Here is a 13127-nt window from a genome sequence, read left to right on the forward strand (position 1 = left end):
CGTCGGCGGCCCGGCGGCGGCGCTCCAGGTAGGCGAGGCCGCCCCAGCCGAGCACGCCGCCGGCGAGGGCGCCGGGCAGTCCGCCGCCGTCGGGCCGCAGGCAGGCGGCGGCGTCGGCGCACCGCACGCAGAGGGCGAGGTGGCGGGAGAGGTCGGCCGGGGTGTCGGCGGTGGCCGAGCGGCTCACGGCGTCCAGGAGGCGGGCGTAGCTGCGGCAGTGCGCGTCCATCGGCGTGTCGAGGTGGTTGCGTCGGCAGCGGTCCCTGAACAGGGCGCGGACCTGGGCGAGTTCCTCGGAGACAGTGGCGGGGTCGAGGCCGAGCCGGCGGGCCGCGACGTGCAGGGGCAGGGCCTCGACCTCGGCCAGCCACAGCAGGGTCGCGTCGGCCTCCTGCATGTCGCGCAGCGCGCGCAGCGCCAGGGGGCGCAGGAGTGGGGGCCCGGCGAAGCGGGCGGCCTGCTCGTCGTGCAGCCACAGGCGCAGGTCGGGGGTGAGCCGGTGCCCCTGTCCGCCGTCCTCCCAGGCGACCGCGGTGGTGCGTACGGCCGTCAGCAGCAGCGCGGTTCGCGGCAGGCGGGCCGGGCGGCGGCCGGTGTCGCGTCCGGTGGGGGTCCCGGTGTCGCGTGCTTCGCGCAGGCCGGCCGCGAACGCCTCGGCGGCGAGCGCGGCGGCCGCCTCCGGGCCCGCGGCGCACAGGTCGGCGTACGAGAACACGGCGTCCCAGCACTCGGAGAACAGCGCGGCCTCGGTGGCGTCCTGGGGGGTCGGCAGGTCGGGCATGGGTCTCCTGCATCCACATGCGAGGTCAACTCGCCATAGTGGCAATGGAGTTGGGGGGCACCTCGCGGAAGGGGGCGAGCCTTTCACGATTCCGACACAACTGACAAGCGCTGTGTTCGGATGCCGTGACGGACCGTTGCGGCCCCGCGACACCCGCCTCCCGTACGGATGCGGGGGCCGCGCGTCTCAGCCCCACCACTGCCGCCTCCGCCTCGTCACGGCGGCGCCCTCACCGGTGAGGGCGCCGCCGCTGATGCGCCGCCGGCGGGGTCGCCGCCGAGGGGAGCGTCAGCGGCGAGGGCGCCACCGACGGGGGCTTCTACACCGTGGGGGAGTCCTCCGCGGGAAGGCTGTCCATGAAGGAACTCACCGAGAACACCGCGCGGCCGGGGCCGGGTTCGCCGTAGCCGGGCGGCGAGGACAGCCCGAACTCCTCCATGGTGGCGCGGTAGGACTCCAGCAGCCTGATGTGGTACTCCAGCGGCGCGCCCTGCGGGTTGGCCTTGCCGAGCGGGGTCGTGGGCTCGGGGCACCAGGTGGTGAAGCGCGGCGTGATGCCCTGCGACATGAAGAAGCGCAGCCCCTCGGTGGTGGAGGCGATGGCCTCGTCGACGGTCGTGAAGCCGAAGGGCTCCGCCATCTCCACGCCCGCAACGAAGTTGGGGATGACGTTGCGGGCGCCGAAGACCTCCGCCGAGTCGAGGATGCGCCGGTGCCACTCGTCGCGGCCGACGTAGCGCTCCTTGCCGGGGCAGTACATCTTGAACAGGTACTCGTCCCACACCTCGTAGTTGGGGTGGTAGATCTGCACGCCGTAGTCCTTGAACCGCTGGACGTCGTCCTTCGGCAGCGCCTGGGCGACGACCTTGCCGATCCAGCGCCCCGGGAAGTGCTCCTCGATGGCCTTGGCGTACATGCCGTAGAAGTCGGCCTCGTCGCGGCCCTGGAGCCTGGAGGTGATGGCGCCGCCGGTGAGCGTGTACGCGGTGGACGCCTTGGCGGTGTCGTACCGGTCGATGATCTCCAGCGCCTCCAGGACCTCGTCGACGTCCTTCACGCCCGTGTACGGCCGTCCGGCAGCCTTGTGCTGGCGCCAGTTGTGGTTGATGTCGCAGTACTGGCACTCCTCCTTGGCGCCGAAGTACTGGCAGACCCGGAAGACGGTCAGGTAGATCAGATAGCCCCACTGGATGGTGGGGGCGACCTCCATGACCGACTTCCCGCTGGCCAGCTTGTGCTTGTAGTACTCCGGCATCGGGGGCACCCCGACGTCGGCGATCCGGGCGCCGTCGAGGTAGAGGCCGAGCACGCCGTCGTCACCGGCGGCCACGCGGTAGGGCGACGACGGGTTCACCCGTACCGAGACGACGGTGCGGCGCAGGCCGTAGGGCCCGCCGGTGAGGATGATCTCCTCGGGCGGGCGGCGCAGCGCGGCCTCGCCGAGTTCGGGCAGGGTGCCGTGGTCGAAGGAGAAGATGAAGTACGACTTCGGCTTCACCTCGCCGCTCTCGTTGTCGCTGAGGGCCGACGGGTCGAAGGCGACCCCGCCCCGGAGCAGATCCTCCTTGAAGACGGCTTCCCGCGGAACGTGCGGGAATCGCTCCATCAGATCCTCGACCAGTGCGGTGCGGCTGCCCATCCGTAATCTCCTCCCGGCTCAGGCGTACGACTCCTCACGGTATGCCCCCGCGCGGGCGTCCGTGGCGCCGGGTCCCCTCCGGGCAGGTCGCGGCGGTCGCGGGGCGCCGCGCGCCGGGCCTACGCCTCGCGCTGCGGGCCTACGCCTCGCGTTCCAGGACGGCCGGATCGACCGGGTGGGCCGGTGCCGCGCCCGCCCGCAGCCGGGCGGCCTCCTCGGCGACCGCGAGGCCGAGGCGGGCCGCCTCGTTGCCCTGGGACCCGGCGAGGTGCGGGGTGAGGAAGGCGTTCGGCAGCCCGTACAGGGGGGAGTCGTCGGGCAGCGGCTCGGGCTCGGTGACGTCCAGGACCGCGGAGAGGCGGCCGGTGCGCAGCTCGGCGGTCAGGGCGTCGTGGTCGACGAGCGGGCCGCGCGCGGTGTTGATGAGGACCGCCCCGTCGGGCATCAGGGCCAGCTCGCGGGCGCCGAGGAGGTGGTGGGTCGCGGGGGTCTGCGGGGCGTGCACCGTGACGACGTCGGAGGTGCGCAGCAGGTCGTCCAGCGGCAGCAGGGGCACGCCGAGCGCGGCGGCGTCGGCGGTGTCCGCGTAGGGGTCGGTGAGCGCGGTGACCAGGTCGAAGGGGCGCAGCAGCTCGATCACCCGGCGGCCGGTGCGGGAGGCGCCGATCACTCCGACGCGGCGGCCGTGGTTGCCGGTACCGGGCAGGAGGCGCCATCCCGGGAGGGCGGAGCGCTCGGCGCGCAGCCGGTCGCGGGCGGCGAGGAGGTCCTTGCCGGTGAGCAGGATCATGGCGAGCGTGTACTCGGCGACGGGTACCGCGTTGGCCGCCGCGGCCGAGGTGACCGTGATCCGCCGCCGCCACAGCTCGGGCGTGACGAGGCCCTTGACCGAGCCGGCCGAGTGCAGCACCGCGCGCAGCCGCGGGACGGCGTCGAGCGCGGCGGTGTCCAGCCGGGGGCAGCCCCAGCCGGTGACGAGGACCTCCGCGCGGGCGAGGGCGTCCCGCAGCCGGGGGTCGGTGAAGTCCTCGGCGACCGCGGCGGGGTCGAGGTCCAGCGCCTCGCGCAGCCGCGCCAGCACCCGGGGCGGGAAGACCAGCGGCACGTTCGCGGCGGACATGGCGAGGACGGCGTGGGGCCGCTGGGTCAAGGACGTGGCCTCCGGCTCGGGTGCGGCGGGGCGGGCGCCTGCGCGGGTGCGCGGGCCGTCGGCGCCGGTCGGGGAAAACGCTCTCCACGGTAGGCAGCCGCGGATGAGAGGGTCAACGGCGACGCACCCACCGCGAAGGACGGCACGGATGACGCAGACGATCACCAACTGGGCGGGCAACATCACCTACACCGCCGGGGAGCTCGCGCGGCCGCGGTCGCCGGCCGCGATCGGCGCGCTGGTGGCGGGGAGCGCGCGGGTGCGGGTGCTGGGCAGCGGGCACTCCTTCAACGGGATCGCCGAGCCCGGACCGGGCGGTGTCCTGCTGTCCGTCGCGGGCCTGCCGCCGGTGATCGACGTGGACGGCGCCGCCCGTACGGTCCGGGTCGGGGGCGGGGTGCGGTACGCCGAACTCGCGCGCACCGTCCACGCGCACGGGCTGGCGCTGGCCAACATGGCCTCGCTGCCGCACATCTCGGTGGCCGGGTCGGTGGCCACGGGCACGCACGGCTCGGGCGTCGGCAACGGCGCGCTGGCCGCGGCCGTGCGCGAGGTGGAACTGGTCACGGCGGACGGCTCGTCGCTCACGATCGGCCGCGACGACCCGCGGTTCGGCGGTGCCGTCACCTCGCTGGGCGCGCTCGGGGTGGTCACCGCCCTCACCCTCGGCCTGGAGCCGTCCTTCGACGTCGAGCAGCATCTGTACACCGAGCTGGCGCCGGCGGCGATGGACCAGGCGCTGTTCGACGCGGTGACGGCGTGCGCGTACAGCGTGAGCCTGTTCACCGACTGGCGCGCGCCGGGCTTTCGCCAGGTGTGGCTCAAGCGGCGCACCGACCAGCCGCTGCCCGACTTCCCGTGGGCCGCCCCCGCCACCGAGAAGCTGCACCCGGTGCCGGGGATGCCCGCGGTCAACTGCACGGAGCAGTTCGGGGTGCCGGGGCCGTGGCACGAGCGACTGCCGCATTTCCGGGCGGAGTTCACCCCGAGCAGCGGCGCGGAACTCCAGTCGGAGTATCTGCTGCCGCGCGGGCGTGCCGTGGACGCGCTGCACGCGATCGGCGCGATCCGGGAGGCGGTCGCCCCGGTCCTGCAGACCTGCGAGGTGCGCACGGTGGCCGCCGACGAGCAGTGGCTGAGTCCGTCGTACGGGCGGGACACCGTGGCGTTCCACTTCACCTGGATCGACGACACGGCGGCCGTGCTGCCGGTCGTACGGCGGCTGGAGTCGGCGCTGGACGGCTTCGCGGCCAGGCCGCACTGGGGCAAGGTGTTCACGATGCCCGCCCCGGCCCTGCGGGACCGCTACCCCCGGCTGGCGGACTTCCGCGCACTGGCCCGCGACCTGGACCCGCACGGCACGTTCACGAACGCGTTCGTACGCGACGTACTGGAGGACTGACAGGCCCGGGGGCGGGGGCGGGGGTGGGGGACGGAGGGGGCGCCGGGGCCGACTGGACGCCGCCGCGCGGACGAGCGAGCTGGAGCCGGGCGGCCCCCTGCCCGGAAGCCCTGCGCCGCCGCCCGGCCGCGGGCCCGGTGGGCTGCCGTTCCGGTCCCGGCTCGCGCGGGCGGCTAGCATCCTGCGTGAAGATCCCAGGTTCCGCAGGAGGACGTCCGCCCATGGCGCGCGCAGGACTGACGGCCGACCGCCTCGCCGCGGCCGCGGCCGATCTCGCCGACGAGGTGGGGTTCGACCAGGTCAGTCTGTCCGCGCTCGCGCGCCGCTTCGGTGTGAAGGACGCGAGCCTGTACTCGCACGTCAGGGGCCTGAGCGACCTGCGCACCCGGATCGCCCTGCTGGCCGGCGGCGAGATGATCGACCGGATCGCCGCCGCCGTGGCGGGCCGGGCAGGCAAGGACGCCCTCGTCGCCTTCGCGGACGCGTACCGGGCGTACGCCCTGGAGCACCCCGGCCGGTACACGGCGACGCAGATCCGCCTCGACCCGTCCGTGGTCGCCGGCTCCCCCGCGCTGCGCCGCACCGCCGAGATCACCTACGGCGTGATGCGCGCCTACGGCCTGGAGGAGCCCGACCTCACCGACGCCGTCCGGCTGCTGCGCAGTACGGTCCACGGGTACTGCGCGCTGGAGTCCACCGGCGCGTTCGGCGCGCCCCGGGAGGTACGGGAGTCCTGGGAGCGCGCCGTGGACGCCCTGCACGTGGCGTTCGTGAACTGGCCGCGCGCCCATGGCGACCGGCGTCCGCCCCAGGCGCCACGCTGACCACTTAGACTGGAATCTTGGCGGAGTTGAGGTCGCCCGCCACGGGGGAGGGAGCGTGTCATGTCCCAACAGCAGCTCGGGCGCGGCCCCTTGAGGTCCCGTCGGCCCGGACCCGCCTCCCCCGCTCCCGACGAGGAACCCCCGGACGACACGCAGCAGTCCCGCTTCGTCGGCTGGCTCGGCGGCCTCGGTGCCGCGGCGGCCGGCTACGGCGTGTTCCAGTTCCTCTTCAGCGTGCTGCCGCCCTCCATGGACGGTCCGGCAGCCCGGTATCTGATCTCCGGGATCAGCGGACTGGCCACGTTCGTCGCGGCCTGGCTGGCGGCCGCGCTGCTGCGGGCCCGCACGGCGGCGGGCGGCCGGAGCCGGACCGTCGCCGCCGGTCCCGCGGCGCCCGGACCCCTGCCCCAGGTCTTCGCGTCCGCCTACGCCGCCCTGGTCGACCAGGTGTCCGAGGTGGCCGACCCGCAGCGCGGCCGGCTGACCGGCTGGCCGCACTCCCTCGGGGAGAACTCCCCGTCGCGGCCCACCCCCGTCGGCACCGCCTACGGCCTGCACATCATGCTCGACCTCGGCGTGCCCGACGGCAGGCTGAGCACCGGCGACCTGGTGGACACCCTGTGGCGGCTGCGGCTGCCGGACGGCGGCTGGTCGGCGCGCTCGCAGGGCTCGCAGGCCCGTCCCGAGGTGACCGCGCTGGTACTGGGCGCGCTCGCCCGCGCGGGCGCCTCGCCCGAGCGGCTGGCGGCGGAGGTCGACCACTGCGTGAACGGGTTCACCCGCCAACTCGACCGCCCCGGCCGGGAGTCCACCCATGTGGTGACGACCGTGCTGCGCGGGCTGCTGCGTGCCGCGCCCCGCTCTGCGACGCTGCCCCTGCTGCGCGAGGCGCTCGCGGACGGGGCGATCAGCGACCGGCGCCGCGACCATCTGCGCTGCTGGGGATACCGTCTCCAGCCCCCGTACGGCAGGCCGTCGCCGCTGCACACCGCGCAGGCCGTGGTCGCCCTGGACCGTGCCGCGCGGGTGCTGGGCGAGGACGGCGACGCGCGGGCCTCACGCGCCCGCACCGCGCGCGAGGAGGGCATCCGCTGGCTGCTGTCGTGCCCGGACGCCCCGCACGACACCTGCCCGGACCTGGAGGAACTGCACGAGGAGGTGCGCCGGCCGCGGACGGACGACCCCTCGCGCCACGAGGTGCTGAGCGTGCGGCACTTCACCGCCTCGTGGCTGGTCCGCGCCCTGCTCACACCCGGCGCGCTGGAGATCGCGCGCGCGGAGGGACTGGAGGACGAGTGGCGGGTGCGGCTGGACGGAGCCGTCGCCGCCGTGTGGGCCGGGCAGCGGGACGGCGTCTGGCTGTGGGGGCGGGGCGGCGGCGACAGCACCGGGCTGCGGCGGCCCATGTGGATGACGTACCAGGGGCTTTCGGCGCTGCGCGCCCATGCCGTGTGGACGTACCAGCCCGCCGGCGGTTGACGGGCGGGCGGCGGGCGGGTCCCCGCGTTCGTCCAACGGGCGCGTCCAACGCGTTCGTCCAACGCGCGTGTCAGGTTCCGTGGTTCAGCAGTGCCGCGCCCGCCGCGATGAACCGGGCCAGCGTCAGGGGCTCGCACAACTCCCCCGGCGCGGCCATCGGCGAGGACCAGTAGGAGGCGCAGCCCCACGCGGTGAACTCCACGGCGCCGACGCGGGGAACGCCGAGCAGCGTGGCCGAGCCGAGCACGTCGACGCCGTGGTGACGCCAGTCCTCGGCAGCGGCCTTCCAGGTGACGGGCAGCCTCGCGGGCACAAGGGCGTAGTACCGGCCGCCGTTGCGCGGGTCGCAGATGACCGGCCCGGCGACGTCCTCACGCAGGAACGCGTCCACCTCACCCCACGCGCTGCTCCGCGCCAGACCGCGGACCAGCCTCCCCGGCAGTCGCACCGCGGAGAAGTGCGTGCCCAACGGCACCATGGCGACCTGCTGTTCCCGCCACTCCGTGCGCGCCCTGTCCCGCCCGTGCGCGGGAAGCGCGGCCAGCAGCCAGCACTCGACGGCTAACCGCCGCGCACTGCCGGCCACGACCGCGGACGGCTCCGCCGAGCGCGGCGCGGACACGACTCCGCCGTCTTCCAGATCCTTCACCATGACTCCCGGGGTCGATGATCGGTACGTCATCGACGGTAGGAGCGGGAGGGTGGGGCAGGGGTTAGGACGTCTACCCCCTTGCGCGGGGGTACGGTTCCTACCCCTCAACGATCATGCGGGTACGCCGAGTTCGCGTGCCAGAACAGCCGCGTCCTCGCGCATCGTGCGCGGCCCGGACCTGGCCAGTGCGGGCAGCACGCTGCGGGCGTGGACGTTGTACCGCATCGTCTCGGGCGACTCCTCGAACGCCTTGGCCAGATAGCCGACCGAGGCGGCGCCCTCGTCCAGCAGGCCGTGCGCGCGAGCCGTCTCGATGAGGTGGAACGAGCGGCGGGTCGCCGACGGGATGGCCGCCAGGTTCAGGGAGTCGGCGACCTCCAGCGCCTTCCGCGGCTGCACGAGGTCGTTGTGCATCGTGATGGCGTAGCCGTCGACCACTCCCCGGCCGAAGATCAGCCACGGGTGCGCGTAGTCGTCACCGAGCTGCCGCGCGGCGGCGTCCGCCTTGTCCCAGTAGCGCCAAGCGTCCCCGGCCTGGCCGGTCTTGGCGTACGACAGGGCAACGGCCAGGTGCAGCAGTCCACGGCGCGCGATGTGCTCGGTGTCCTCCGGGTCCGCGAGCAGGACGCACGCCTCCTCGGCGAGGTCCACCCGGGCTTCGGCCGCCTCACCGGCGTCGCGGTGCACATGGTTGACGTACCAGGCCGCCGCGGCGATCGCGCGCGGACTGTCCGCTTCCTGCGCCACCGTCATCGCGCGGTCACCCGTGAGCATCACCAGGTCCGGCACCGGCTGGAACGACAGGAACAGCTGCGCCAGGTGATAGGTCTGGGCCAGGACCACCAACGCGCGCCGCCGCTCCGCCCCTTCGAGGAGGCGCGCAGAGCGCTGGGAGTCGTCGAGCAGGTCCGGCAGCAGGGCGGCGACTGCGGTCCGGTGGCCGCCCGGGGCATGCCACGCCCTCCACGCCTGCCGCAGGCGGGCCTCCAGGACCTCGGCGGACTCGGGTGCCTGCTCGGGCCGGGCCAGCCGGTAACGCGTCAGTGCCTGCTTCAGAACGGGCAGCGCGGCGTGCTCGGCCTTGGTGTAGGTGGCGGCGGTGATCCGGTGGTCGCCCGTCAGATCGGTGAGGTCCTCGACGCCGAGGACGTGCGCGAGGCGCAGCAGCTTGGGAAGACCGGGCATGGCGATCCGGTCCTTCTCGACGGCCTTGACCCACTCCGCGGAGTGCCCCATCACGTCGGCGACATAGGTACGGGTCTTCCCGGCCCGCAGGCGCGCACGCTGGACGCGTGCGCCGAAGGAGTCCACGGGGTTCCCGGCGTCCGGGGCAGCATCGGCGGGCATGGTCTCTCCCTCTCTGTACGGGTCGCACTGTCAGGGTAGGGGGCGGGGCCGGTTCTGTGTGGTGCTCCGGCCGAGACTGCGGCGCGTGGTTGACGGCACGGCGGACGGCCCCGCACCGTCTGAGGGAACTCGGCTGTGTGGAGGGCGCGTTGGAGGATGAGTGCAGGGGCGGACGGCAGGTTCTGGCGGCGCGGGGACTGCTGACCGGGTCTCTGGACGGTGAGCTGGCCGAGCACGAGCTGACCGAGGCGGCCCGCCGCGTCGTCACCGAACTGGGCGTCCCCGGGCGGCTGGTGGAACTGCTGGACGAACTCGCCGCCGGTGAGGGCGATCCGCACGGGTGCGCACGGCTGTCGTACCGGCACGTGCTCGGGTTCGACAAGCTGCTGCTGATCGACGGCGGGCCGCGCCACATGCTGCGCGTCCACGTGTGGCGTCCCGGGGCGGGCGCGATCGGCCGGGAGGACATCCACAACCACCGCTCGCCGCTGGCCTCGTACGTCGTACGGGGGCGGCTGGCCATGGAGTTGTACGAGGTGGCCGCCGACGGCCCCGGCGGTCTCGCGGCGGCCCGCTACGAGGAGGCACTGGCCGAGCGGACGGCGAGCTGGACGCTGCGGCCGGCGGGCCCGGCCCGGCTGCGGCTGACCCATGCGGGCCGGTACGCGGCGGGCAGTTCGTACGCGCTGCCCGCGCACACCCTGCACCGGGCCTGGTGCGATACGGACGAGCCCGCGGTGACGCTCTTCCTGGAGACCGGGGCCCGACGGCGGCGCCACACCGACGTGTTCACGGCGGCGGGCCCGCATCCCGGCGCGGTCGCGAAGGTGCCGCTGGCGGTGCCGGAGTACCTGGGGGCGCTGCGCGGGCTGGCGGAGCGGCTCAGAGCCTGGTGAGCGCCTGCCGGACGATGTCGAGGTTGTAGGCGTCGATGTCGACGGTCGTCAGCTCGTGCGGACTGAGCCACAGCGACTTCTGGTCGGGCTCGGGGAGCGTGACTTGCGTGGTCACCGGCCGCACGAGGAAGTTGTCCTGCCGGTTCTTGATCTCGTGCCCGCGGTAGTCGCTGACGAAGGACGACTCACCGACCTTGCGCACGATGTCGCCGAGGAGGCCGGTCTCCTCCTTCAGTTCGCGCAGGGCACCGTCCTCGGGTGTCTCGCCGGGTTCCAGCTTTCCGCACGGCACGCCCCACACCCGGGGCAGGAACCGCTCCTTGACACTGCGGCGGACCAGCAGCACGCGCTGCAGGCGGTCCATCACGACGGCTGCCGCCAGTCGCCTGTAGCCGGGGATGTCCACGGTCATGGTTCCTCGGTCCCTCGCCGGTGATGAGTCCAAAGGGTCTGGTACCCGGTAAGCACTCAAGGCTAACAGCGGCGCAGGACCGCCCGCGGTGCGTCGCCGCCCCCCGTACCGCGCGGTTCGGCGCACGTACGGGGGTGGGACGGCACAGGTGAACGGGCCTGTCAGTGCAGGGAGGTAGAACAGGTGACTGACAGTCCACGGCGATCCTCGTGAGGTGCCCCTTGACACGCCCTGCCCTGCCCCTGCCCGCGGCCGACGACGGTCCGCGGGTGCCCGGAATGCTGCTGATCCGCACCGACGACGGCGACGACGCCTGGCGTGACGTGCTCTCCCGCTTGGGGGAACTGCCCGGTCAGGTCGCGCCGCGCCCGGGGCACGAGGCCCGGTCGGTGCCGCCGGGGCCCATCCCCCGGCGGCTGGTCGTGGTGGACGACCTCGCCTGGCGGGGCGCCACCCTTGAGGAGGTGCGCGAGGCGCTGGGCGCGGACGGGACGTGGCTTCCCGACCTGGTCCTGCTCAGCACCGACAGGACCGCGGCCGACCCCCGGCTGCGTCCGCTGCTGGCGTTCCGCGGCGCCGACGGGGACGCGTTTCGGATCACGCCCCGCCAAGCGGCCCTGACCTACCTGGTGCTGCACCGCCCGTTCCAGGACATGACCCTGGACAGCTACGAGGAGAAGGCGCCCGCCGAACTCGACTACGAGCTTGAGGAGGACGAGACGTTGGAGGACTGGGAGGACGCCCTCCCCGACCCCGTGGGGACCTACGTGGAGTCACTCAGCCCGCCTCCGCGCTACGAGCCCCCGGCGCGGACTCTGCCCCTGCTCACCCAGGAGACCTTCGGTCTGCTCGTGCGCACCGACTTCACCGACGACGCCGCATGGGCATCGCTCCTGGATGCCGTGCACCGCCCCGGGCGTGGCTACGACGACCCCGTCGACGACTACAGCGACTCCGTCGACGCGGTGGACGACCCGGCGTTCGACGGCTCCAGCCCCGAGCAGGTCATGGCGATGGTCTGCGAGAGCGAGAGCAGCCCCGACCAGATGACCGCGAACGTCGTGATGATCGCGGACGGGAGCGCCGTGCGCGATCCCGAGTGCGGCCTCCTGGTCGTGCCGCTGAACGGCCCCATCGGGTTCACCTTCCGGATCGACCCCGAGTCCGCCGGAAGCATGGCGGCCAACCTGGCGATCGCCAACATGGACATCGAGGACTTCATGGACGGTGACACCAAGGCCGAAGTTCTGGACATGCAGTGGCTTCGGGACGCCATGTCGTAACCGGGGGCCGGGCACGACGAGCGGTTCGTGCCCCGGCGGCGGACGGCCGGCGCCTCCCGCGGCCGTCGGCGGGCGACGATGACCGCCTCGCGGCTCTCTCACCGGCTCCTGCCGGCAGGGCCTGGGGCGCCCCGGTTCCGGTCGGGACGCCCCAGGGGGTTCATCCCACCGGTACCGGGCCCTGGGCACCAGAGGCCGGGCGGTGTTTTCGTCGTCCTCTCCTCGCCGGGGCGGGTCCGCGACTCCCGCGAACCCGCCCGCCCTGGACTACCGTCGACCGCATGACCAGTGCTTCCTCCCTCGCCGAGGCCCTCGCCACCGGGACGGTCGTCCTCGACGGAGGCATGTCCAACCAGTTGGAGGCGGCGGGACACGACCTGAGCGACGCGCTGTGGTCGGCCCGGCTGCTCGCGGAGTCCCCCGAGGCGATCACGCGGGCGCACCTCGCGTACTTCGAGGCGGGCGCGGACGTGGCGATCACGGCGTCGTACCAGGCCACGTTCGAGGGCTTCGCCCGGCGCGGCATCGGGCGGGAGCGGGCGGCCGAACTGCTGGCGCTCTCCGTGGAGTCGGCGCGCGAGGCAGCACGGCGGGCCCGGACGGGCGGGATCGCGCGAGCGCTGTGGGTGGCGGCCTCGGCCGGGCCGTACGGGGCCATGCTGGCCGACGGGTCCGAGTACCGGGGCCGCTACGGCCTGAGCGTCGCCGAGCTGGAGCGCTTCCACCGGCCCAGGCTGGAGGTGCTGGCCGCGGCCGGGCCCGACGCGCTGGCCCTGGAGACGGTTCCGGACTCCGACGAGGCCGAGGCGCTGCTGCGGGCGGTGCGCGGGCTCGGCGTACCGGTGTGGCTGTCCTACTCCGTCGCCGGGGGCCGTACGCGTGCCGGACAGCCGCTGGAGGAGGCGTTCGCCCTCGCGGCCGACGCCGACGAGGTGATCGCCGTGGGCGTGAACTGCTGTGCGCCGCGGGACGTCGAGGGTGCGGTGGCGACCGCGGCCCGCGTCACCGGCAGACCGGTCGTCGCGTACCCGAACAGCGGTGAGTCCTGGGACGCCGAAGCCCGTACCTGGCACGGCCGCCCGGCCTTCTCCCCCGACCAGGTCCGCACCTGGCGTGCCGCGGGCGCCCGCCTGATCGGCGGCTGCTGCCGGGTGCCTCCGCGGACCATCGAGGCGGTCGCGCGGGCGCTGGCGTAGGCGCGGGGGAGGCGGCGGGGCGGGCGGCGGCGCGCGGGGCGTGAAGGCGCGTACGGACGCCGGGCG

Annotated in this window: 11 protein-coding genes and 1 pseudogene; 6 read left to right on the plus strand and 6 right to left on the minus strand. The window is 74.2% G+C overall.

Annotated elements, in window-relative coordinates:
- From SZN_RS30385 to SZN_RS30395, 3 genes and pseudogenes are all read right to left on the minus strand, one after another.
- A pseudogene (locus tag SZN_RS30385) lies at window positions 1-781 on the minus strand (cellulose-binding protein); the annotation flags it as partial.
- Between the two features lie 319 nt (window positions 782-1100).
- The gene (locus SZN_RS30390; RefSeq protein ID WP_007502510.1) at window positions 1101-2420 is read right to left on the minus strand and encodes a radical SAM protein; all 1320 of its coding nucleotides are present in this window, start codon (window positions 2418-2420) and stop codon (window positions 1101-1103) included.
- A 139-nt stretch (window positions 2421-2559) separates the two neighbouring features.
- Window positions 2560-3570, minus strand: a complete 1011-nt coding sequence (locus SZN_RS30395) for a hydroxyacid dehydrogenase (RefSeq protein ID WP_007502511.1) — start codon at window positions 3568-3570, stop codon at window positions 2560-2562.
- Between the two features lie 148 nt (window positions 3571-3718).
- On the opposite strand from SZN_RS30395, the gene SZN_RS30400 reads away from it, so the two are divergent.
- The 3 genes from SZN_RS30400 (at window position 3719) to SZN_RS30410 (ending at window position 7275) form a co-directional block, all read left to right on the plus strand.
- Window positions 3719-4972, plus strand: a complete 1254-nt coding sequence (locus SZN_RS30400; RefSeq protein WP_007502512.1) for a D-arabinono-1,4-lactone oxidase — start codon at window positions 3719-3721, stop codon at window positions 4970-4972.
- A 221-nt stretch (window positions 4973-5193) separates the two neighbouring features.
- Window positions 5194-5796 carry a TetR-like C-terminal domain-containing protein gene (locus SZN_RS30405; protein ID WP_007502514.1) on the plus strand — a complete coding sequence of 201 codons (603 nt, stop codon included), beginning with the start codon at window positions 5194-5196 and terminating at the stop codon, window positions 5794-5796.
- Window positions 5797-5856: 60 nt separating this feature from the next.
- On the plus strand, window positions 5857-7275 hold the full coding sequence (locus SZN_RS30410; protein WP_007502516.1) for a prenyltransferase/squalene oxidase repeat-containing protein: 1419 nt from the start codon (window positions 5857-5859) through the stop codon (window positions 7273-7275).
- A 70-nt stretch (window positions 7276-7345) separates the two neighbouring features.
- On the opposite strand, the gene SZN_RS30415 is transcribed toward SZN_RS30410, so the two are convergent.
- The gene (locus SZN_RS30415; protein ID WP_007502518.1) at window positions 7346-7927 is read right to left on the minus strand and encodes a hypothetical protein; all 582 of its coding nucleotides are present in this window, start codon (window positions 7925-7927) and stop codon (window positions 7346-7348) included.
- Window positions 7928-8038: 111 nt separating this feature from the next.
- Window positions 8039-9274 (minus strand): helix-turn-helix domain-containing protein, encoded by a 1236-nt coding sequence (locus SZN_RS30420; protein ID WP_007502519.1) that lies wholly within the window; start codon window positions 9272-9274, stop codon window positions 8039-8041.
- Between the two features lie 149 nt (window positions 9275-9423).
- Between SZN_RS30420 and SZN_RS30425 the strand changes: the two genes are divergently transcribed.
- Window positions 9424-10170 carry a cupin domain-containing protein gene (locus SZN_RS30425; protein WP_007502521.1) on the plus strand — a complete coding sequence of 249 codons (747 nt, stop codon included), beginning with the start codon at window positions 9424-9426 and terminating at the stop codon, window positions 10168-10170.
- Here the strand turns inward: SZN_RS30425 and SZN_RS30430 are convergent.
- The gene (locus SZN_RS30430) at window positions 10157-10582 is read right to left on the minus strand and encodes an NUDIX hydrolase (protein WP_007502524.1); all 426 of its coding nucleotides are present in this window, start codon (window positions 10580-10582) and stop codon (window positions 10157-10159) included. The genes SZN_RS30425 and SZN_RS30430 overlap by 14 nt on opposite strands.
- Window positions 10583-10803: 221 nt before the next feature.
- Here SZN_RS30430 and SZN_RS30435 point away from each other — a divergent pair, with 221 nt between their 5' ends.
- Both SZN_RS30435 and mmuM read left to right on the plus strand, forming a co-directional pair.
- Entirely contained in the window at window positions 10804-11865 is a 1062-nt protein-coding gene (locus SZN_RS30435; RefSeq protein WP_007502526.1) for a DUF6924 domain-containing protein, read from the plus strand.
- Window positions 11866-12146: 281 nt separating this feature from the next.
- The gene (gene mmuM, locus SZN_RS30440) at window positions 12147-13061 is read left to right on the plus strand and encodes a homocysteine S-methyltransferase (protein ID WP_007502528.1); all 915 of its coding nucleotides are present in this window, start codon (window positions 12147-12149) and stop codon (window positions 13059-13061) included.
- Window positions 13062-13127 lie beyond the last annotated feature (66 nt).

This window comes from Streptomyces zinciresistens K42 (assembly GCF_000225525.1).
GTDB classification, from domain to species: Bacteria; Actinomycetota; Actinomycetes; order Streptomycetales; family Streptomycetaceae; genus Streptomyces; species Streptomyces zinciresistens.